General features: G+C 74.1%; 20 protein-coding genes and 1 pseudogene. 6 read left to right on the plus strand and 15 right to left on the minus strand.

Features of this window, described 5'->3' with window-relative positions:
* Positions 1-3: 3 nt before the first annotated feature.
* From SGLAU_RS19075 to SGLAU_RS19085, 3 genes are read right to left on the minus strand one after another with little or no spacing between them, the layout of a single operon-like run.
* The gene (locus SGLAU_RS19075; RefSeq protein ID WP_043503090.1) at positions 4-510 is read right to left on the minus strand and encodes a GNAT family N-acetyltransferase; all 507 of its coding nucleotides are present in this window, start codon (positions 508-510) and stop codon (positions 4-6) included.
* Between the two features lie 47 nt (positions 511-557).
* Complete coding sequence (locus tag SGLAU_RS19080) at positions 558-941, minus strand: ArsR/SmtB family transcription factor (protein ID WP_043503092.1); 384 nt, start codon at positions 939-941, stop codon at positions 558-560.
* Between the two features lie 34 nt (positions 942-975).
* Positions 976-1,917: a LysR family transcriptional regulator gene (locus SGLAU_RS19085; RefSeq protein ID WP_043506797.1), complete on the minus strand. Its 942-nt coding sequence runs from the start codon at positions 1,915-1,917 to the stop codon at positions 976-978.
* A gap of 80 nt (positions 1,918-1,997) precedes the next feature.
* Between SGLAU_RS19085 and SGLAU_RS19090 the strand changes: the two genes are divergently transcribed.
* Together SGLAU_RS19090 and SGLAU_RS19095 are read left to right on the plus strand one after the other, a co-directional pair.
* Positions 1,998-2,903 (plus strand): EamA family transporter, encoded by a 906-nt coding sequence (locus SGLAU_RS19090; protein ID WP_043503094.1) that lies wholly within the window; start codon positions 1,998-2,000, stop codon positions 2,901-2,903.
* A gap of 86 nt (positions 2,904-2,989) precedes the next feature.
* A complete protein-coding gene (locus SGLAU_RS19095; protein ID WP_052414123.1) occupies positions 2,990-3,607 on the plus strand; it encodes an NAD(P)H-binding protein in 618 nt (205 codons plus the stop codon).
* 151 nt (positions 3,608-3,758) lie between these two features.
* On the opposite strand, the gene SGLAU_RS19100 is transcribed toward SGLAU_RS19095, so the two are convergent.
* From SGLAU_RS19100 to SGLAU_RS19125, 6 genes are all read right to left on the minus strand, one after another.
* Positions 3,759-4,427, minus strand: coding sequence for a DUF4097 family beta strand repeat-containing protein (locus SGLAU_RS19100; protein ID WP_043506800.1), 669 nt, complete (start codon positions 4,425-4,427; stop codon positions 3,759-3,761).
* A gap of 291 nt (positions 4,428-4,718) precedes the next feature.
* Complete coding sequence (locus SGLAU_RS19105) at positions 4,719-6,026, minus strand: diacylglycerol kinase family protein (RefSeq protein WP_052413821.1); 1,308 nt, start codon at positions 6,024-6,026, stop codon at positions 4,719-4,721.
* 78 nt (positions 6,027-6,104) lie between these two features.
* Positions 6,105-6,539 carry a hypothetical protein gene (locus SGLAU_RS19110; protein WP_043503097.1) on the minus strand — a complete coding sequence of 145 codons (435 nt, stop codon included), beginning with the start codon at positions 6,537-6,539 and terminating at the stop codon, positions 6,105-6,107.
* Between the two features lie 33 nt (positions 6,540-6,572).
* Positions 6,573-7,037 (minus strand): SHOCT domain-containing protein, encoded by a 465-nt coding sequence (locus tag SGLAU_RS19115; RefSeq protein WP_043503100.1) that lies wholly within the window; start codon positions 7,035-7,037, stop codon positions 6,573-6,575.
* 145 nt (positions 7,038-7,182) lie between these two features.
* Positions 7,183-8,541 carry a hypothetical protein gene (locus SGLAU_RS19120; protein ID WP_043503101.1) on the minus strand — a complete coding sequence of 453 codons (1,359 nt, stop codon included), beginning with the start codon at positions 8,539-8,541 and terminating at the stop codon, positions 7,183-7,185.
* Between the two features lie 94 nt (positions 8,542-8,635).
* The gene (locus tag SGLAU_RS19125; RefSeq protein ID WP_052413822.1) at positions 8,636-9,295 is read right to left on the minus strand and encodes an HdeD family acid-resistance protein; all 660 of its coding nucleotides are present in this window, start codon (positions 9,293-9,295) and stop codon (positions 8,636-8,638) included.
* Positions 9,296-9,507: 212 nt separating this feature from the next.
* On the opposite strand from SGLAU_RS19125, the gene SGLAU_RS19130 reads away from it, so the two are divergent.
* Positions 9,508-10,137 (plus strand): potassium channel family protein, encoded by a 630-nt coding sequence (locus SGLAU_RS19130; protein WP_078957781.1) that lies wholly within the window; start codon positions 9,508-9,510, stop codon positions 10,135-10,137.
* A 126-nt stretch (positions 10,138-10,263) separates the two neighbouring features.
* Here SGLAU_RS19130 and SGLAU_RS19135 read toward each other — a convergent pair whose 3' ends face one another.
* The 3 genes from SGLAU_RS19135 to SGLAU_RS19145 all read right to left on the minus strand — a co-directional run bounded on the left by SGLAU_RS19135 (position 10,264) and on the right by SGLAU_RS19145 (position 12,787).
* Positions 10,264-10,461, minus strand: a complete 198-nt coding sequence (locus SGLAU_RS19135) for a hypothetical protein (protein ID WP_043506805.1) — start codon at positions 10,459-10,461, stop codon at positions 10,264-10,266.
* 124 nt (positions 10,462-10,585) lie between these two features.
* Positions 10,586-11,137, minus strand: coding sequence for a hypothetical protein (locus tag SGLAU_RS19140; RefSeq protein ID WP_043503104.1), 552 nt, complete (start codon positions 11,135-11,137; stop codon positions 10,586-10,588).
* 18 nt (positions 11,138-11,155) lie between these two features.
* The gene (locus tag SGLAU_RS19145) at positions 11,156-12,787 is read right to left on the minus strand and encodes an MFS transporter (protein WP_043506807.1); all 1,632 of its coding nucleotides are present in this window, start codon (positions 12,785-12,787) and stop codon (positions 11,156-11,158) included.
* 237 nt (positions 12,788-13,024) lie between these two features.
* On the opposite strand from SGLAU_RS19145, the gene SGLAU_RS19150 reads away from it, so the two are divergent.
* Positions 13,025-13,990 (plus strand): hypothetical protein, encoded by a 966-nt coding sequence (locus tag SGLAU_RS19150; RefSeq protein WP_052413823.1) that lies wholly within the window; start codon positions 13,025-13,027, stop codon positions 13,988-13,990.
* Between the two features lie 143 nt (positions 13,991-14,133).
* On the opposite strand, the gene SGLAU_RS19155 is transcribed toward SGLAU_RS19150, so the two are convergent.
* The 3 genes from SGLAU_RS19155 to SGLAU_RS19165 all read right to left on the minus strand — a co-directional run bounded on the left by SGLAU_RS19155 (position 14,134) and on the right by SGLAU_RS19165 (position 18,150).
* On the minus strand, positions 14,134-16,842 hold the full coding sequence (locus SGLAU_RS19155) for a LuxR C-terminal-related transcriptional regulator (protein ID WP_099052946.1): 2,709 nt from the start codon (positions 16,840-16,842) through the stop codon (positions 14,134-14,136).
* A gap of 41 nt (positions 16,843-16,883) precedes the next feature.
* On the minus strand, positions 16,884-17,714 hold the full coding sequence (locus SGLAU_RS19160) for a class II glutamine amidotransferase (protein ID WP_043503105.1): 831 nt from the start codon (positions 17,712-17,714) through the stop codon (positions 16,884-16,886).
* A 79-nt stretch (positions 17,715-17,793) separates the two neighbouring features.
* Entirely contained in the window at positions 17,794-18,150 is a 357-nt protein-coding gene (locus SGLAU_RS19165; RefSeq protein WP_043503107.1) for a carboxymuconolactone decarboxylase family protein, read from the minus strand.
* 338 nt (positions 18,151-18,488) lie between these two features.
* Here SGLAU_RS19165 and SGLAU_RS19170 point away from each other — a divergent pair.
* Positions 18,489-19,418: pseudogene (locus SGLAU_RS19170) on the plus strand (transcriptional regulator); the annotation flags it as partial.
* A complete protein-coding gene (locus SGLAU_RS19175; protein ID WP_043503109.1) occupies positions 19,415-19,969 on the plus strand; it encodes a flavoprotein in 555 nt (184 codons plus the stop codon). The pseudogene SGLAU_RS19170 and the gene SGLAU_RS19175, both read left to right, overlap by 4 nt.
* The last annotated feature ends 72 nt before the right edge of the window (positions 19,970-20,041 follow it).

Below are 20,041 nucleotides of genomic sequence, written 5' to 3' on the forward strand. Positions count from 1 at the left end.
GGTTCAGTCCACCAGCGGGCTGCGGCGCTCCAGCAGCACCACGTCGCGCCAGCGGCCGTGGTGGCGGCCGATGCGCTCACGCGTGCCGACGACGCGGAAGCCGGCGCGTTCGTGCAGGGCGATGCTCGCGGTGTTCTCCGGGAACACGCCCGACTGGACCGTCCAGACCCCGGCCGCCTCCGTCGACTCGATCAGCGCGTTCAGCAGCGCGGACGCCACCCCGCGGCCCCGGGCGCCGGGATGGACGTACACCGAGTGCTCCACGACGCCGGCGTACGCGCAGCGGTCCGAGACCGGGCTCGCGGCGACCCAGCCGAGCACCGTGCCCTGCTCGTCGAGAGCGACGAAGCGGTGCTCGGGCAGCCTGGTCCCGTCGAACTCCGGCCAGGTGGGCGGCGCGGTCTCGAAGGTGGCGTTCCCCTCGTCGATGCCGGCCCGGTAGATCGCCAGGACGGCGTCGGCGTGCGCGCCGGTCATGGGGGCGAGGGTGACGCGGACGGGGCCGGGCATCGGCTGGGTTCCTCCCGTTGGGTGAGGCGCGAGTGCGGTGTGATCCGTCAGGCGGCGGCGGGCGCGACGGCGAGCAGCCTGCCCATCGCGGCCAGGGCGGACGGCTCGACCCGGTAGTAGACCCAGGTGCCGCGCCGCTCGGAGGTCAGCAGGCCGGCCTCCTTGAGCTTTTTCAGGTGGTGGGAGACGGTCGGCTGGGAGACGCCGACGTCGGAGATGTCGCACACGCACGCCTCGCCGCCCTCGTGCGAGGCGACGGCGGAGAACAGCCGCAGCCGCACCGGGTCGCCGAGGGCCTTGAACATTCGCGCGGCCGCCTCCGCCTCGTCCGCGGTGAACGGGCGCTCGGTGAGCGGCGGGCAGCACGGCGCCACGGCGGCGGTGGTGGTGGCCGGGGGCTCGATCAGCGGCAGCGCGTTCGTCTTCGGCATGCGTCCATGGTGGCACGGAGTCATAGAAGGCCGTCTATATCGATGACCGTGCAGCGGTGCCGGGCCGCCCACGGGACCCGCCGGCGCCGGGGACGTCACGCACGCCGAGGACGTCGAGCATCGCCCGGGTGGCCGGGCTGGGGTTGAAGCGGCTCCACGCCAGGTACTCGACCCGGCGCGGGCCGCCGGCGACCGGGACCAGCGCCAGCCCCGGGTCGTCGGCGGCCATCGGGCGGATGTACGCCGACGGCAGCAGCGCCACGCCGAGGCCCCGCGCGACCAGCCGGGTGATCAGCTCGACCACCCCGGCCTCGTACGCCACGTCCCGGACCAGCCCCGCCGCGGCGAACGCCTGATCCGACTGGGCCCGGGCGGGCGTCCCCGCCGCGAAGTCCACGAACGGCTCCCCGGCGATCTCCGCCAGCGGGACCCGGGCGGCGCCCGCGAGCCGGTGCCCGGCCGGCACCACCAGCACGTGCTCGTCGTGGTCGAGGGCCACCGCCTCCACCCCCGACGGCCGCTCGCCCTCCGGCAGCCCGAGGAACGCGAGGTCCAGCTCGCCCTGCCGGACCTGCGCCACCAGGTCGTCACTGCGCCCGGACCGCAGGACGACACGGACGTCCGGGTGCCGGGCCCGGTACCGCCGCAGCACCTCGGGCACGTCCACGGCGGCGGCGGTCACGATCACGCCGACGGCGAGCCGGCCGCGGACCACCCCGGTCGCGGCGGCCGCATCGGCGACCGCCCGCTCGGCGGCGGCCAGACACTCCCGCGCGCCGACCAGGAACGCCGCCCCGGCGCTGGTCAGCTCCACCCGGCGGCTGGACCGCGCGAACAGCTTGACGCCCAGCTCCCGTTCCAGCCCGGCGATCCGGTGACTGAGCGACGACTGCACCACGAAGCAGCGCTCGGCGGCGCGGGTGAAGTTGCGAGTTTCGGCGAGTGCCACGACGTAGCGCAGCTGCTGGAGGTCCACGCCGACCATCGTCACCGTGCATGGCTGCGATCGCAACCATGTGTTGGACGCATGACCGAGCCCCGGCCGAGACTTCCCCCATGCCCTCCCTCCCGCCCGCCCCGGCCGCCCGGCACGCGACCACCGTCGCCCTGACCGCGCTCGCGCCCGCCGCCTGGGGCACCACCTACGCGGTCACCACCGAACTGCTCCCGCCCGGCCACCCGCTGTTCGCCGGGCTGATGCGCGCCCTGCCCGCCGGACTGGTCGGGCTGGCGCTCACCCGGGTGCTGCCGCGCGGGGACTGGTGGTGGAAGGCCGCGGTCCTCGGCGTACTCAACATCGGCGCCCTCTTCCCCCTGCTGTTCCTGGCCGCCGAACGCCTCCCCGACGGAGTCGCCGCCACCCTCGCCGCCACGCAGCCGCTGCTGGTCGCCGGGCTCGGCATCGCCGTACTCCACGACCGGCCGACGGCCTGGCGCTGGACCTGGGGCGTGCTGGGCGTACTCGGTGTCGGCCTCGTCGTCCTCGGACCCGGAGCCCGGCTGGACGCCGTCGGGGTGCTCGCCGGGCTCGCCGGCACGGCCGGCATGGCGGGCGGTGTCGTGCTCACCAAGCGCTGGGGCCGCCCCGCGGACGCCGGCCCCCTCACCCTGGCCGGCTGGCAACTGACCGCCGGCGGCCTGCTGCTGCTTCCGCTCGCCCTCGCGGTCGAAGGCGTGCCGCGGCACCTCGACGCGGACGCCGCCGGCGGCTACCTGTGGCTCGGCAGCATGGGCGGACTGATCGCCTACACCCTGTGGTTCCGCGGGATAGCGCGACTCCCGGTCGGCGCGTCCGCCCCGCTCGTGCTGCTGTCCCCGCTGGTCGCCGCCCTGGTGGGGATCGCGCTGGGCGAATCGCTCAGCCCGCCGCAGACCGCCGGTTTCGTCCTCGCCCTCGCCGCGCTGCTCGCCGCGCAGCTCGACCCCCCGTACACGCCCGTCAGAGAAGGACAGACGCGATGAAGACGCCCCCGAACGAGACCCGGGCGAAGACCCCGGCGGACCGGAACGCCACGGGCCGGACGATCGCCGTGCTCGGCGCGAGCGGGATGGTCGGCAGCCGGGTGGCCGCGGAGGCCGCCGCACGCGGGCACCGGGTGCTGGCCCTGTCCCGGAGACCCACGGCCGGCCACCCGCGGATGACGCCGGTCGCACTCGACGCCCGCGACCCGCACGCCGTGCGCGAGGCGCTGGCGGACTCCGCCGCGGACGCGGTCGTACTGACCGTACGGACCCACCCGGTCGACGAGGAGTTCCTGCTCGGCACCACCCGGTCGGTGCTGGACAGCGCCGCGGAACTCGGCATGCGCGTCCTGGTCGTCGGCGGCGCCGGCGCGCTGCGCAGCCCCGGGGAACCGCACCTGCTGGTCGCCGACAACCCCGCCTACGTACCCGCCGCCGTGCGGGCCGTCGCCGCCGCCGGAGTCGCCCAGCTCCGCACCTGCCGGGCCCGCCCGGACGTCGACTGGGTCTACCTCAGCCCGCCCGCCGAACTGGAACCGGGCCCACGCACCGGCCGCTACCGCCGCGGCACCGACACCCTGCTCACCACCGACGACGGCCGCTCCTGGATCAGCGCCGAGGACCTGTCCACGGCCGCCGTCGACGAACTCGAACTCCCGTGCGGGCAGAGGCACATCACGGTCGTCCATCACGAGAGCCGCTGACCGTCCCCGCCGGAGGACGAACGGGCGGCGCACGCCGACGGGGAGCCGGGGTGCGCCGCCCTGGGGTGGCACGCACTGCGGGGACACGGCCCGCGTGGTCACGACGGTGACGACGCCGGTCATCAAAGGCGCTTCATCCGCGGGCCGCGGGTCAGAGGCTGCGGGCGGTGATGTCGCCGTACGCGGTGGTCGCGTGGATGGTCAGGGCGGCGGTGCCGTCGGTGTTCCTCAGGGCGTTGCTGACGCGGCCGTAGGCGGTGCCGGCGTCGAGGGAGGCGCTGACGCCCCGGGCGGCGCCGACGGTGATGTCGCCGTGCTCGGTGCGCAGGGTGACCGTGCCGCCGGCGGCCTCGGTGATGCTCAGGTCGCCCTTCTGGGTGCTGATCTCGGCCGGACCGCCCAGGCGGCCGACGCAGACGTCGCCGGCGGCGAGGGTGAGGCGAGCGCTCGCGGCCTCGTCGACCCTGACGGTGCCGTGCGCGGCCTCGAAGACGAGGTCGCCGAGGCGTCCGACCCCGCGCAGTTCGCCGCCGGCCAGCTTCCCCTCGACACGGGACCCGGCGGGGAGCTGGACGGTCACCTCGACGGCGCCGGAGTGGCCGAGCATCCGGTTCTTCGCCTCCGGGGCCTCGATGCGCAGGACGCCGTCGCGGCAGGTGACCTGGACCTGGTCGGCGGCCTTGACGTCGCGGCCGCGGGAGGGGTCGGCGGGCAGGATCTCGACCGTGGTGTCGGCCCGGTCGGCGGCGATGAACCGGACGGCACCGGCGGGGATGTCCAGGACGGCCGAGACCGGGGCGGGGGTGTCGAACTTCTGCATGGTGTGCTCCTTCTCCAGCAACGTGTGCTTCCTCGTCATGGCGTTCCGTCGTGACGTCCGTCCGGCTGTCCGCCGCGGTGTTTCCGGCAAGAGAAACGCTACGTTGCGTTCGAGGAGAGGGCAACATGTTCGTTGCGTTGCGACGCTATTAGCGCAGCTCAGATCCCATATTTCATTGCAATGGTGAACTGGAGAACGCAACAGCCCGATCGACATGTAGCAATGAGGTGGAAGTGAACGCTACCGGGGCGGTTCGGTGCCGCGCATGGCGGACGGAGCCGTCCCACCCCCTCAGCGGGAACCGCGGTCGCGCCCCAGCGCCAGCCGGGCCACCCGCGGCCAGTCGGCGGCCCCGCCGCTGACGCGCGGTGCGCGGGGGCGGCGGCGCGGCACCCGCACCCGGAGGACCCCGGGCGCGCTGCGGCACACGACGGGTGAGGGCAGGACGACGTGCTCCCCGTCGATGCCGACCGGGACGGTGTCCGTGCCGGTCTCCACGACGACCTCCCGGGCGCTCAGCCGGACCAGCCCCCCGGAACGCGGACCGCCCACGAGCCGCGCCGCCTCAGCGGTGTTGCGGACCCGCACGCACACCACGCCCAGCAGGCCCGAGTCCAGCCGTTGTCTGCGTCCCGGACGGGCCGCGTCGGCGGCACGCCCGTAGGGGTTGTTGCTGACGAGCAGCGCCTGGAGTCCGTCGAAGTGCGTTCCGTCGGCCCGCGCCCGCAGTCCGGGCGCGTCCTGCCCGGTGAGCAGGCCGGGAAGGGTGTGCAGGGTCGTGCGGGCCTTGGCGTCCCGGTACGCGGGGTCCGTGACGACGGAGGCGTACGTCCCGAACGAGGCGTTGTTGACGAAGACCCGGTCCGCGGCGTACCCGAGGTCGATGCGGAGTTCGACGCCGTGGGTGACGGCTTCGAGCGCGGCCGCCGGATCGTCGCGGTCGAGACCGAGGTCCAGGGCGAAGTGGTTGCGGGTCCCGGCGGGGACCACCACGAACGGCACGTCATGGCGCGCCGCGACCTCGGCCACCAGCGCCTGGGTGCCGTCCCCGCCCGCGACCGCCAGCAGATCGGCCCCGTCGGCCACGGCCCGCCGGGCCAGCTCCGCGACGTCCTGGCCGCCGTCCAGCACCACCACCCGGCAGCCGGCCGCCCGGGCCCTGTCGGCCAGGTGGAAGCGGCCCACCTTGCCACCACCGGAGCGCGGGTTCAGGAGGATCCAGGGGCTGTGGGGCGCCTCGGCGAGCACCTGCGCGGACTGCCCGGAGACGGTGTGCCCGGGAGCAAGGGCCGTACGCGCCGACGTGACCGCCAGCATCCACAGCGCCAGCGACAGCACGGCCGGGCCCAGCATGCCGAACGTGGCGTAGAGGGCCAGGACGGCGAGCGGCGCCGCCACCGACAGGACCGCTCCGAGCACGCGCAGCGCCCCGGTGTGCGCCAGGGTCCACCACACCCCGACGGCCGCCAGGGCCAGTCCGGCGACGCCCGCCAGCGCCCACAGCGCGCTCCGCAGACCGGCGGCGACGAGCGGCACCAGGACGCTGCCCAGCAGGGCGAGCACGGCGAGGCGGGCCCGTCCGGGACGGCCCTCGCCCACGGACGAGGGGCCTGTCCCCCCTGTTCCCCTGGTGTCCCCGCCGTGCGACTCCACCCTTCCGTTCCCTCTCTTCCCGCGCTAATCCGACGACAGGTCGAAGAGGTTGCCGTGCCGGACCACGCACAGGGCCCAGATGATGAAGCCCGACATCGCGATCATCACGACGGACCACACCGGGTAGTACGGCAGGGAGAGGAAGTTGGCGATGATGACCAGTCCGGCGATGGCCACGCCGGCGACGCGCGCCCAGGTCGCGGTCCTGAGCAGCCCGAAGCCGACGACCAGGGCGATCACGCCCAGGATGAGGTGGATCCAGCCCCAGCTGGTCAGATCGAACTCGAACACGTAGTTGCGCGTCGTGACGAAGATGTCGTCCTCGGCGATGGCCATGATGCCCCGGAAGATGTCGAGCAGGCCGACGAGGGAGAGCATCACGGCCGCGAAGGCCGTCAGACCGCCCGCCCATTCCTGCTTCGCCGTGCTGTGCGCCGGCCGGGAGTGTGTCGTGGTCATCGTGCGCCTCGTTTCGTAGTGCGGTCCGGACGCTCAGCGACCGGAGGTACGGAAGGTGGAGCCCGAGTGCTCGGCCGGACCGTGACCGGCCAGGACCAGGTCCTTCGCCCTGCGGAACTCCTCGTCCGTGATGTCGCCGCGGGAGCGGATCTCGGACAGCCTGGCGAGCTCGTCGACACTGCTGGTCCGGCCGCCGGACGCGGTCTGCCTGATGTAGGCGTTGAACTCCTCCTGCTGCGCGCGGGCCTGCGCGGCCTCCCGGCGGCCCATGTTCTTGCCGCGGGCCACCACGTAGACGAAGACGCCCAGGAAGGGCAGCAGGACGGTGAACGCCAGCCAGCCGGCCTTCGCCCAGCCACTGAGGTTGTCGTCCCGGAAGATGTCGACGACGACACGGAAGAGCAGGACGAACCACATGATCCACAGGAAGAACAGGAGCATGCTCCAGAAGACGCTCAGCAGGGGATAGTCGTACGCCAGGTACGTCTGCGCGCTCATGTCTCTCCTCCGTCCCGGGCGCCCGCCCGGCCGTCGTTCGTGCTGTTCTCAGCGTGGGCACGGCAAGGGCCGGGCGTCCTCACCCGGGGCGGGTGAGCGTGCGGCCGCCGGACACGCGTGCCCGGCTCCGGGTTCGCGCCGTGTCTCATGAGGCCGGCCCTCCCGTCCCGCGGCCCGCCGCGCGGCCGGCCGGTCCCGCTGCCGCCGCGAGGACGGCCAGGACGATCAGGACGGCCACGGCGACGCCGAGGACGAGGGCCACCGCTGCGACCGTGGGGTGGTTCCAGAGCACCAGCGCCAGCGCTCCCGCCGCGATGACGACGGCGGTGGTCCACGCCCGGTGGTCCGCCAGCCAGCGGCCGGTGGAACCGGTGCGCATCCCGGCGCGGCCGAGCCGGCGGCCGGCGGCCGACGTGCTCCGGTCCGCCGCCGTGCGCACGGCACGGGCGGGGCGCCCGGGACCGTACAGGCAGGCGACCAGCGCCGTGATCACCGCCACGACCAGCAGGGTGCGGGTGCTGTCGCGCAGGAACCGGACGAACGTGTCGTAGACGGCCGCGGCGGCGTCGGTGGGCAGCGCGCCGGGCGGGACCGAGTCCAGGTAGACCCGTCTGACGACGGCCAGCGCGACGAGCAGCACCACCATCATCAGGGCGACACCCGCCGCGGTGGTCACCAGCATCACCCGGTGCGCCGGAGCGGTCCACACGGCCAGCGCGGCGAGCACGACGGTCAGCACGGGCAGCCAGGTGCCGAGGACGTCCAGCAGCCGCATGGCGTCCTGCGCCTTGCCCAGCTCCTCCGTCTGGAACAGGGTGATCGTCCGGTCGCTGTCCGGGATGGCGGCGGCCTTGTCGAAGCCCGCGTCGACGAGCCGCTCCCGGACCTGGTCGACGACCGCTCCCACGTCCAGTTCGACGGTGTCGCCCTCGGCGCGCAGGGCACCCTCGCGGTCGCCGGTGAGCATGTTCACCACCGCGGCGTGCGCACGCCGGTTGGCGCCCTCCCACACCTGCTGGAAGGCGTCACCGGTGATCACACGGGTGACGGTGCGGTCCACGACGGTCCTGACCGCGTTGCGCAGCGGGCCCTCGAGGGACTTGGCCCCCTCCACGACGCGAGGCGGGGCCCCCGCGTCCTGGAGCGTCTTCGCGAGCGCGTCCGTCACCGCCGCGACGTCGACGTCGGCCACCACGCGGTCGGTGAGCCGGTTGATCACGACGTCCTGCACGGCGGGCTCGGAAGCCAGCGGCGCGACGGTCCGCACGTACCTGTCGGTGTCGGAGACCGTGTCCTGCACCCAGGCCGCGACGACGGCCAGCGGAGCGAGCAGCAGGGCCAGCAGGAGGAGGACCGAGGAACCGGCCTGGCGCGCCCGCCGGTGACGCACCGCCGCGCGACGGCGCAGCCGCTCGTACTCCGCCCGTTCCTCGGCGGTCATGACGTGCTGCCGGTCGGCAGCCCCGCCGGGGTCCGGCGGGTCCGGGGGCGCGGCCGGGGTCATGGGGGCTCCTTCTCCGCGTGCGCCGCGCGAAGGGCGGCAGCCGCTGATCGGACCGATGTCGGGGAGACGGCCGGGACGGCGCGTCCGAGCGGTGTCAGGCCGACGCGGCGGGCGCGTCCGGCTTCGGCGGGCGCGTCCTTCGCAGCGCGGCCCGCCACGCGAGGGCGACGACCGCCTCGGCCAGGCCGAGCAGGACGAGCCACAGGCCGAGCAGCCGGGTCAGGGCGCGGGCCGACTCCGCGGGCAGGGCGAGGACCACGATCCCCGCCACGATGCCGAGCACGGCGGCCACCATGACGACCCCGCGGTGCGGCAGGTTGACGGCCGAGACGGCCGTGTAGAGGGTGAGGATGCCGGACACCAGCCAGACGACCCCGGTGATCAGGGAGAGCGCGGCGATCGTCTGCAGCGGGTTGCGCAGGCACAGCACCCCGGCCAGGACGAACAGCACGGCCAGGAGCAGTCCCGGCAGCCGCTCGTGCCCCTCCCGCGCGAAGACGGCCACGAACCGGAAGCCCCCGGACACCAGCAGGTACAGGCCGATGAGGACCGCCAGGACGTGCAAGGTCGCCTCGGGCCACACCAGCAGCAGGACGCCCGGCACCAGCGTCGTGAGGGCCGACCCCAGGAGCCAGGTCCAGGAACGGCCGAGCCGCGCCAGGACGTCCGCGGAGTCCCCCGTCGGACCGGGGACCGCCCCGTCGGGCTCGGGGTCCTGCCAAGGGTTCGACGCCGAACCACGCGACACGGTCATGGTTCCTCCTCGCGTGATCAGCGGTCGCCTCCCGGCAGCCGACGGGGCGGGGTCGGGTGCGGGCACCCGGCCGATCCAGATTCCCGCCCGGCCCCCGGTGACCGGATCACCCCTCACGGGTGATCCATCTCCGCCGCCGCGGCGGTGGGCTGGAAGTCTCCCGTGGCCCGGCCCAGCCGCCTTCCGCGGCCGGAGGAGCGAGAAGACACGCGATGGACGATCGGAACACCGCCCGGACGGACCGGCCCCGGTCGGGGCCGGACGCACACCGGCCCCCGCGGCCGGGCCGTCCCCGCCGCCGGGCGGCGGTCGTCGCCGTCGCCCGTGCCGTCCTCATCACGGTCGGTCTCGTCAGCGCGTACTACCTGCTGCCCCTGGACGAGCGCGGCACGGCCGGCGCGTCGGCGCTGCTCGCGTGCGGACTGCTCGTGGTGCTGCTGGTGTTCGCGTGGGAGGTGCGGGTCATCGCGCGCTCACCGTACCCGCGGCTGAAGGCCGTCGAGGCCCTGGCGGCGACGCTGGTGCTGTTCCTGGTCCTCTTCGCCGGCGCCTACTACCTGCTGGACCACTCCTCCCCGGGTTCCTTCAGCGAGCCGCTGACCAGGACCGACGCCCTGTACTTCACCCTGACCACGTTCAGCACGGTCGGCTACGGGGACATCACCGCGCAGTCCCAGACCGGGCGCCTGCTGACGATGCTGCAGATGACGGGGGGTCTGCTGCTCGTCGGCGTCGCCGCGCGGGCGCTGGCGAGCGCGGTCCAGGAGGGGCTGCGCCGGCAGCGCGGGGAGCCGTGGGCGCGCTCCGGCGCCGACGCCGGGACACCGGACGAGGAGGGGTGACCCTCGCCGGCTCAGGGCGCGGGACCGGACGGGGACACCCCGGCGGTCCCGTCACTCCGGGAGGCTCCCGTCACTCCGTCACGGGTGTACGGCACGGCCGGACGGGGAGCGCTCCGGCCGACCCCGTCACTCCGGCAGCTGGCGCATCTCCACGACCCGGAGCCCCAGCGACCGGCACCGTGCCAGCAGCCCGTAGAGGTGCGCTTCGTCCACGACAGGGCCGAACAGGATGGTCTGGCCGGCCATCACCACGTGACCCAGCTCCGGGAACGCCTTGGCCAGCGTTTCCGACAGGTGTCCCTCGATGCGGATCTCGTAGCGCACGAGCTGTCCTTCCATGGACTGCCTCGGCCCGGCGGACGGCGCCCCCACCACGATCCTGCGCCTGCGCGTCCCGGCGGGCCTCACCCGGTTCAGGTGACCGCCCCCGGCGGACGGGCGACGGGGATCAGTGCTTCAAGACGATCTTGAACAGAATGATCAGCAGGCCGAGCAGCAGGTTGACCGACGCGGTGGCGGCCATGAGCCGCGGCGAAGCGCCGGCGCGGCGGGCCGCGGCCACGGACCACCCCACCTGACCGGCCACGGCCACGCACAGGGCCAGCCAGGCGGCGCCCCGCACGTCCAGTCCGAGGAGCGGGCTGACCGCCACCGCGGCGGCCGGCGGGACGGCTGCCTTGACGATCGGCCACTCGTCACGGCACACGTGCAGCACGACCCCCCGGTCCAGCGCCTGCCGTGCGAGGCGCGCCCCGAAGAGCTGCGCGTGCACGTGCGCGACCCAGAACACCATTCCGGTCAGCAACAGCAGCAGCACCAGTTCGGTGCGGGGGAAGGAGCCCAGCGAGCCCGCGCCGATCACCACGGAGGCCGCCAGCATGGATCCGTAGACGCCGCCCGTGTAGTCCGCGCGGGCCCGCCGCTCGGCACGGCGTGCCCCGCGCGCCGCGGCCCGGCCGGTCGTGGCTCTGGTCCTGGTCCTGGTCCTGGTCCTGGTCACAGCAGACTCCCTGGCAACTCAGCCCGTCGGTCCCGGCGTTCCGGCCGGAGCCTCGGCATCCGGCTCGCCGCGACGGCGGCCTTCCCGGGCGGCCGGCAGGTGCGCCGTCACCAGGAAACCGGTGACGGCGATGCCGCCGGTGGCCAGGATCGCCGCCTTCAGGCCGTCGAGCTGCGCGGAGGCGTAGGACTCCGCGACGGCGTCGGCCTCGGACGGCGGCAGCCCGGCACGCTCGGCCGCCGCGCGCACCTGATCGGTGGGGACGAAGGTGATACCGGCCTGCAGGGCGACGCCGACCTGCCCACGGGTCTGCTCGGACAGCCGCTGATCGTCTTCCACCTGCGTGGTGAAGGCGTGCGCCAGCGCCCCGATCAGCAGCGACCCGATGAGCGCGGTGCCCAGTGCGGAGCCCAGGTTTTGCGCCGTGAACTGCAGCCCTCCGGCCTCACTGCGCTCCTCCTCGCCCACAGCGGACTGGACGACGTTGCCCAGCTGCGAGGCCAGCAGGCCGACCCCCACGCCGAGCAGGGCCATGGCGCCGGCGAACTGCGCGTCGTCGATGACCGGGTCGATGGTGGCCAGCAGCCACACGATGGCCGCCGCCAGGACCACCAGGGCGAGCCGGACCACCCGGCGCGGCCCCATGACCCGCCCCAGCGATGACGCGGACAGGGAGGTCACGAACATGGTCAGGGACACCGGGAGCAGCCGCAGGCCCGTCTCGAAGGCGTCGAACCCCTGAACCACCTGCAGATACAGCGGGATGGCGAAGAACAGCCCCAGCAGGATGAGGTTCTGGCCTAGCAGCATCATCAGGCCCGACCGGAGCACCGGCCTGCCCAGCAGGGACAGGTGCACGAGGGGGTCGACGCCCCGGTGCTCCCGCCGCGCCTCCCAGCGCCGGAAGAGCGCCAGGACGGCCACGCCCGCGCCGACGACGAACAGCGTCGGGGCGAAGCCGAGGACGGTGAAGGGCGGGTTGCGGGGCTGCACCCACCCCCAGGTGCCGCTCTGCAGGACCCCGAGCACGCCCAGCCCCAGTCCGGCCGCGGAGAGCACCGCACCGACCACGTCCAGCCGGGGACGCGGTCCTGCCGGGGCGGGCGTCGTGATCACCCGGCGGCACAGCAGCACGGCCACGACCACCACGACCTCACCGGCGAAGACCAGCCGCCAGGTGAGGTACGTCGTCACCCAGCCGCCCAGCAGCGGGCCGACGGCGATCCCGGCGCCGGCGAGCCCGCCGATGACCGCGTAGGCGACCGCCCGGTCCTTCCCGCGGTACGACTCCGCGACGAGGGCCGCCATGGCCGGCAGCACCATGGCGGCTCCCAGCCCTTCGACGACGGACCAGCCCAGGGTGAGGACCCACAGTGTGGGTGCCACGGCGGTCAGCGCCGATCCCACGCCGTAGACGACCAGCCCCAGCAGGAACATGCGGCGACGCCCCAGGATGTCGCCGAACCGGCCACCGATGATCATGAAGGCGGCCATCACCAGCGCGTACAGGGTGATGACGGCCTGGATGGCGGTGACCTCCGTGTCGAAGTCCTCGACCAGCCGGCTGATGGACACGTTCATGACGGAGGTGTCCAGCACCATGAGGAACTGGGCCGTACCGAGGACGATCAGAGCCCGCCAGCGCTTCACGCCGTCCACCTCGCGCAGTCATCGGCCCGGGTACGCAGCCGTCGCGGGCGGGTGTGCCGGGCCGGTGCTCGCCCCGCCGTCCCTCCCATCCCATCCCGGGCACGGGCCCCGGTGCCTCACCCGCGACGGGGGAAGGGCCGCGCCGCGGTGGCGCGTGCCGGGGGGCAGGTGCCGCCTTCGACGGTGACCCGGGCAGCGTTCGGGGGTGAGGAGCGGATTCCGTGATACATACGACATGTGCCACACCGGGACGATCCGAGAATCGCGGGCTCCCGCAAGGAGCCCTCCCCCGAACGCTCGCTGCTGGGGCTGGTCCTCACCGATCCCGGGCACCTCCCCGAAATCCTCGCCGGCTTCGCCGTCCGCCGCACCGGTCCGGCGGTGCCCGAGGCGGTCGCCTCGCTCCGGCGGAGCCGCCCCGGCGCCACCGAGGCCGAGCTGCGGGCCGAGGTGGTGGCCCGCGGCCGACGGGCCGTCGTGTCGGAGGGCGCCCTCGTGGGCGGCCCGTTCCTCGTTCTCGTGCCCGTCGCGTTCTGCGCGGCGCTGCTCCGCCAGGCACGTACGGTCCTGGAGCTGGCGGCCCTGGACGGACGCGACCCCACGGCCCTCTCCCGCGCCGGCGAACTCCTCGTCCTCCAGGGCGCGTACCCGGACGTGCGGCAGGCGGAGCACGCGCTCGCCCGCACCCGGCCCGGCACCGGCGCACCCGGCCGCCCGAAGCGGTGGGCGGCCCTGTGGACCGTCACCCTGCGCATGGCCCACCTCCTGGGCATCCTGGCGCCGGACGACGGGAGCCAGGACGCGGGCCGGCGCGCTCGGCGAGTCGCCGTCCAGGCCTGGCGGTGGCTGGTCCTCGGCGTGGTCTTCCTGGCTGGACTGGTCGCGCCCCTCGTCTGGCTGCCGTACATGGCGGTGGTCTACCGGCGCGCCGACGCCCGTCTGACGGACCGCGTCCTCGCCTACTACTTCACCGGCGCCGCACCCGCCCCGCGCCGCCGGGCCCGCCGCCTCGAACCGGACGTGCTGGCGGGCGCGCTGCGCGCGGTCCTCTCCCTCCTCGTGCCGCTCGTGGTGACCGCCGTGACCTTCCTGACCGGCCTGCGCATCGCCGAGAGCCGGTGGCCGGTCCTCGGCATCGCCCTGGCCACGGCGTCCGCGGGGGTCGGCGCGCTCTGGTACCGGCGCCACCACCGGCGCCCGTGAGCACGCCAGGAGGGTGGAACACCGGCACGACCGGTCCCGCGACAGGCGTGGCGGCGGTGGCGTGCTGGCGGTCGCCGTACCACCGTCGTGCCCGTCCCGCCGGTCGGCGGGGCGGCGACGCCTACGCCCGCACCGGGGCGCGTTCACAGCACCCCGAGGTCGCGTGCGCGGCGCACCGCTTCTCCCCGCCGGTTCACCGCCAGCTTCCTGTAGACGCTCTTCAGGTGCGTCTTCACCGTGTTCACGGACACGTAGAGGTCGGCGGCGACCTCCTCCGTCGACATCATCCGGGCCACCCGCTCCAGGACGTCCCGCTCGCGTTCGCTCAGCTCCACCGCGACGAGCGGTGCCGGCGGCGACCCGGCCCGGGACGGTTCACCGTGCCGCGGCCGGCCGGGCCTGAGCCAGCCCGCTGCCAGCTCGTCGAGCGGCGCCGCGGCCAGGAGGGGCCGGATCCACGCTCCCGTGTCGAGGAACGGACGTCGCAGCCGCTCCCGCCGGGCATCGAGCAGCGCCTGCGCCACGAGCCTGCGCGCGGTGGCGGTGTCACCCGCCCCGTGCGCCGCCTGGGCCCTCACCAGTGCCGCCCGCACGGTCACCCCGGGCCCGGCCCGGCCCTCGGTGCGGATACCGTCGAGCAGCTCGACGGCCGCCCCGGCACGGCCCGCGGCGACCTGGATCGCGGCGGCCTCCACGGCACACGTGGGCAGGTCGCCGGGCACCCGCCGGAGCACCTCCGTGGCCTCGTCCGGCCGTCCCTCGGCCAGGTGGGCGGCGGAGGCGACGAGCGCCTCATGGCCGGCCGCCCAGGGCGAGGCCACCGCGCCGGCGACGGACGGGTCCGCCGCCTCGACGGCGGCCCGTGCGTCGCCGCGGACCAGCAGGAGGCGGGCCGCGGCGAGGGCGCGTCCGGCCGCCGGCACCGGATCACGCGTCACCGCGAGCCGGTTCGCCTCGTCGAGGAGGGACTGGGCCCGGCTCAGTTCATGGCGGTCCACGGCCACGGCGGCCAGGACCAGTTGTCCGATGCCGGAGCCGCACACCCGGGGAGGCCCGACCCGCTCCGCCTCGGCCACCGCCGCCAGGGCCCTGCGCTCCGCCCGGTCCAGCCAGCCGTTCAGATAGTCGAGCAGGGCGAGATGCCCCAGCGAGTCTTCCCGGGGCAGCACGATCGAGGCCCCGCCGGGAATCTGGGACACGGCGGTCAGGGCCGCGCGAGCCTCCTCGAAACGCCCCGCCCACAGACGGGCCGACCCCAGGTGCGTCAGCAGCAGGGCCGGCATCTCGGGATGCCGTTCCAGGAGCTGCGCCGAGACCTCCGGCCGCAGCTCGTCGGCCGCCCGGGCGGCCTCCTCGGCCTGCGGGGGACAGCCGGTCAGCCGGGCGGCCAGCGCCTCCAGCAGCGCACAGCTCAGTTGTGCGGCCGCTCGGCCGGGTGCCAGGTCCGGCGCCGGCTCGGGCCCTTCCGACGCCAGCCGTTCCTCGGCGCGGCGCAGTCGCGCCAGACCACGGCCCAGGTCGCACCGGGCCAGGTCGCGGGCCGCCCGCACGAGGTCCGTCGCGGGGCTCCTGGCCTCGGGCCCCATGCGGGAGAACAGCCGGATCAGGTCGCCCGAGCGCAGGCCGGTGAAGAACTCGCCGATCGACAGGTCGTCTATGAGGGCTCCGGCGGCGAAGTCCCACTCGGAGGCGGCGGCGCCGTGGGCGAGTGTCTCCGGCAGGAACCCGTGCCGGCGCAGCCACCGCGCGGCCCGCCGGTGCAGTTCCGGTTCCAGCCCCGGCAGGCGGACGCGCAGGTGGGCGCGGAGTATCTCCCCGAACAGCGGGTGGAGCCGGTACCACGAGTGCCCCAGGTGCTCCACGAACGCGTTCGCGCGGTGCAGCCCGACGAGGATGGGCTCCGCGTCGCTCCGGCCGGTCAGCGCGTCGGCCAGCTCGGGGGTGAAGCGCTCCAGGACGCTGACGCGCAGCAGGAGGTCCTGCGCTTCCTCCGTCTGCCCCTTGAGGACCTCGGCCAGCAGGAAGTCGGCGATCGTGCTGCGGTCCGCTTCGAACTCCTTCAGGTAGCGCTCGGGGTCGGCGCTCTCCTGGGCGGCCAGCGCGGACAGGCGCAGACCGGCGGCCCAGCCGCGGGTACGGTCCACCAGGGCGTGCGCGGCCTGGACCGGAAGGCTCAGACCGTGCAGCCCCAGCAGGGTGACGGCCTCCTCGGGCGTGAAGGCCAGCTCGGCGGCGCGGATCTCCGTCAGCTCGCCGGACACCCGGTAACGGTGCAGCGGGAGCAGCGGTTCGGTGCGGGTGACGAGGACCAGGCGCAGTCCCCGCCCGGCGTGGTGCAGCACGAACTCCAGCTGCTCCGCGACCTCCGGGGCGGTCACGCGGTCGTACTCGTCGAGCACGAGGACCACGGGCCGTTCACGGCCGTCCAGTTCGGCCGCGAGCGCCACCAGGAGCCGGCCGTCCACCCGGGACGCGTCCGCCGGGAACCCGACCGCGCCGGGTGCCAGCGCACCGCGGGCACGCAGCGCCTCGACGACGTACGTCCAGAACACCCCCGGGTGCCGGTCCGCCGCCTCGACGGTGAGCCAGACGACCGGCTGCCGCAGACCGGCGGCCCAGTCGGCGGCCAGCACCGTCTTGCCGGCCCCGGCCGCGCCGTTGAGCAGCGTCAGCGGTGTCCGCAGGGCCTCGTCGAGGTGGTCGACGAGCCGTTGCCGCCGCAGGAACGTGGCGGGCCTCGCGGGGAGCGCGAATCTGCTGCGCAGGAGCGCGTCCGCCGGGGGACCGGCGCAGGGAACGGCCGGGACGATCGGCAGGGCCGGTTCCTGAGGATCCTCGGGGGTCTCGGTCACGGCGCTCACCACCCTTGTCCGTCAGGGGCACGTCATGCACGTCATGCGACGGGCCGGAAGGAGTGCAGCGCGTCCGGGCCCGGCTGGACGATGCCGTAGCTGCTCTCCGGCACCTCGTTCCAGGCGCCGGGGAGGTCGCCCAGTGGTTCGGAGACGACGAGGCGGGTCTCGTCGGAGATGTCCCGCAGGAACGCGGCGTCCGGGTGGAGCGACCGCAGGGCGTTCACCTCGGTGCTGAAGTACAGCGACCGTGAGCGGCCCTCGCTGGAGTACCGGAAGGCCCATACGCGGTCGCCGTCGGACAACGCGACGGTCATCTGCAGCGGGTCGGGGATGTCGTGCGCGTGCCCCACTCGCTCGACCAGCCCGGCCATGCGCGCCACGGCACCGGGAGGATCCTCCGTCAGTCCGGACGTGAGGGCGAGGAAGAACATGAGCTCGGAGTCGGTGGAACCCTCGATGTCGGGATACAGCGCCGGGTCGACGGCCAGCGTGAGGTCGCGCCTGAGCCGGTGGAATCCCCTGATGGCCCCGTTGTGCATCCACATCCAGCGTCCCCTCCGGAAGGGGTGGGAGTTGGTCTGCTGCACGGCGGTCCCGGTCGAGGCCCTGATGTGCGCGAAGAACAGCCCGGAGCGGACGTGGTGGGCGACCTCCAGCAGATTGCGGTTGTTCCAGGCCGGACCGACGTCCCGCAGCACCGCCGGTGTGTCCGCGTTCCGCGTGTACCAGCCGACACCAAAGCCGTCGCCGTTGGTCGTCTCCACCCCCATGCGGGAGTGCAGACTCTGGTCGATCAGGGAGTGCCGGGGCTGGAACAGGACCTGGCTGAGCAGGACGGGCGTGCCCGAGTAGGCGATCCAGCGACACATGCCGGGTCCCCCGTTCTCGTATCGGGAGGGGGCGGGAGCGGTGCTGTGGAGGTCTCCGGAACAGTCCGGGACCGTCCGCTCAGGGCCTGCTCCGGCTCCGGGCGGCCACCTCGGCCATCGCCTCGGCCTCGGCCTCGGCCAGCGCGATGGTGATGCCGAGTGCCTCGCTGATGTGGGTGGCGGCCGACATGACGCGTGCCGTGCCGACGACCGGGGCGATGGCGACGAGGACGTCCTGCAGTTGCTCGGCGGTCAGGCCGGCCCTCACGGCAGGGCTGACGTGGGCGAGGTAGGAGATCGCCGGAGCGTCCATGGCCGCCAGCGCGGCCAGGCGGGTGAGGATGAGCGTTCTGTCGTCCAGGCCGCAGCGCTCGATCGAGTCCACCGTCATGGCGGCGAGCGTGTCCAGGACGGGGGTGTCCGACCGTGTGCCCATGTCCGGTGCGCCTTCCGGTGCGTGCGGAGCCGACTCGGGCCGTCCGCTGATCACGGGCTTCTCACGCGTCGGCCGTCTCCTACTTCACGGTAGGAGCCCCGAGGACCGAGCGCACGTCGGGCCGGACGGGCGAGCGCGCCGCGCCCGGCCGCCCGACGGCCCCGTCCGGCGTGCGGCCAGGAACACCCCGTCCGGCACCCGACGTGCGCACCCAGGCCCGCCGGCACACGCCGAGGGCGGGGTCCGAAAACCCCGCCCGTGACCCCGGGAGACCCCGGCTCAGGGCCACACCAGGCAGTACGGCTGGTGTCCCGCCTTATGCAGCCGGTGGCTGAAGGGTCCAAGCCCTCCTGCCCGGTCTCGGCCCTGCGGGCACCGAATGCCCTCAGGACACCGCCGTCCTGTAGGAACGCGTCGGATCAGCACTCAGGCTTTTCCACACCTGCCACTACACAGAGCTGGAGCGCACCCTCCCGAGCCTGATCGCCGACCTGCGACTGGCGGCCGGTGATGCGACGGACAGGGATACCGTGTCCCGGCTCCTGGCCACGGCGTACCAGACGACGAGCCTGCTGCTCAAGCAGCACGACCAAGGCAACGCATGGCTCGCCGTCGGCCGGGCGATGGCCGAGGCCGAACGCTCGGGGGATCCGGTGGTCCTCGCCTCCAGCGTCCGTGTCCAGGCCCACGTTCTGGTCCGCGAGAAGCACGCCACAGAGGCCGTCACCCTGGTCCGGCACACCGCGGACCAGCTCACCGGCTCCTACGACCGGCGTTCACCGAAGTACCTCGCCGCTGTCGGACTGCTGCTCCTGCGCGGTGTGACCGCGGCCAGCAGTCGCGGTGACCGCGCGGCCACGAAGGAATTCCTCAGTGAGGCGAAGGAAGTCTCGCGTTACGTCACTCTCGACCGGCCCGACGCCTGGGCCACCTTCAGCCCCACCAATGTCGCCCTGCACGAGCTGAGCGCCCTGGTGGCCTTCGGTGACGCCGGCCTCGCCCTTCAGGCGGCCCGGCCCCTCATGCGCCGGCACATCCCGGTCCCCGAACGCCGTGCCGCACTATGGGTCGAAACGGCCCGCGCCTACAGCCAGCAGGGCCGCCTGGCCGACGGCTACCAGGCCCTGCGGATCGCCGAGACCTGCGCCGCCCAGGACATCCGCCGCCCCGACGTCCGCCACCTGGTCGCCGACATGGCCGCCCGCGACCGCCGACGTACCCTGCCGGAACTGCACCACTTCAGCCGCCAACTGGGAGTCCCCGCGTGACCGAACCGACCGCCCCGGACAAGAAGCCCTTCCTGTACGTCGTCGTGTGCGCTGCGGGTGTTGCCCGAGATGTCGGCAAGCTCATCACCGCCGCCCAGGAAGCCAACTGGGACGTCGGCGTCATCGCCACACCGCAGGGACTCGGCTTCATCGACGCCACGGCGATCGAGGCACAGACCGGCTACCCGATCCGCTCCGCCTGGCGTTCACCGGGAGACCCGCGCCCCCTGCCGCCGGCGGACGCGATCGCCGTGGCCCCCGCCACCTTCAACACGATCAACAAGTGGGCCGCCGGGATCTCCGACACCCTCGCCCTGGGCATCCTGTGCGAGGCGTACGGCATGGGCATCCCGACCGTGGCACTGCCCTACCTGAACTCCGCCCAGGCTGCCCACCCCGCCTACCACCAGAGCCTGGACCGGCTGCGGGGTATGGGGGTCCGGTTCGGTTCCTGCGAACCGCACCGGCCGAGGGCTGGCGGCGCGGCGGAGCGCTTCCGTTGGGAGGAAGCACTGGACTTGCTGGAGCCTCTGGTCAGCACGGCGAGGTGACTCCGTCCGTGACTTGGTAAGAGGGCGTGTGTCCCCACGGCTGATGGCCTCGAGACGCGAGGTCATCAGTGC

The sequence above is a fragment of the Streptomyces glaucescens genome (assembly GCF_000761215.1).
GTDB lineage: Bacteria > Actinomycetota > Actinomycetes > Streptomycetales > Streptomycetaceae > Streptomyces > Streptomyces glaucescens_B.

What these genes read in the sequence shown, in the direction of transcription:
- SGLAU_RS19110 (WP_043503097.1), bottom strand. Translation starts at nt 6,539, where the DNA reads ATGACCACGACACACTCCCGGCCGGCGCACAGCACGGCGAAGCAGGAA.
- SGLAU_RS19120 (WP_043503101.1), bottom strand. Translation starts at nt 8,541, where the DNA reads ATGACCCCGGCCGCGCCCCCGGACCCGCCGGACCCCGGCGGGGCTGCC.
- SGLAU_RS19095 (WP_052414123.1), top strand. Translation starts at nt 2,990, where the DNA reads ATGGTCGGCAGCCGGGTGGCCGCGGAGGCCGCCGCACGCGGGCACCGG.
- SGLAU_RS19125 (WP_052413822.1), bottom strand. Translation starts at nt 9,295, where the DNA reads ATGACCGTGTCGCGTGGTTCGGCGTCGAACCCTTGGCAGGACCCCGAG.
- SGLAU_RS19160 (WP_043503105.1), bottom strand. Translation starts at nt 17,714, where the DNA reads ATGTGTCGCTGGATCGCCTACTCGGGCACGCCCGTCCTGCTCAGCCAG.
- SGLAU_RS19115 (WP_043503100.1), bottom strand. Translation starts at nt 7,037, where the DNA reads ATGAGCGCGCAGACGTACCTGGCGTACGACTATCCCCTGCTGAGCGTC.
- SGLAU_RS19075 (WP_043503090.1), bottom strand. Translation starts at nt 510, where the DNA reads ATGCCCGGCCCCGTCCGCGTCACCCTCGCCCCCATGACCGGCGCGCAC.
- SGLAU_RS19100 (WP_043506800.1), bottom strand. Translation starts at nt 4,427, where the DNA reads ATGCAGAAGTTCGACACCCCCGCCCCGGTCTCGGCCGTCCTGGACATC.
- SGLAU_RS19080 (WP_043503092.1), bottom strand. Translation starts at nt 941, where the DNA reads ATGCCGAAGACGAACGCGCTGCCGCTGATCGAGCCCCCGGCCACCACC.
- SGLAU_RS19165 (WP_043503107.1), bottom strand. Translation starts at nt 18,150, where the DNA reads ATGGGCACACGGTCGGACACCCCCGTCCTGGACACGCTCGCCGCCATG.
- SGLAU_RS19130 (WP_078957781.1), top strand. Translation starts at nt 9,508, where the DNA reads ATGGACGATCGGAACACCGCCCGGACGGACCGGCCCCGGTCGGGGCCG.
- SGLAU_RS19090 (WP_043503094.1), top strand. Translation starts at nt 1,998, where the DNA reads ATGCCCTCCCTCCCGCCCGCCCCGGCCGCCCGGCACGCGACCACCGTC.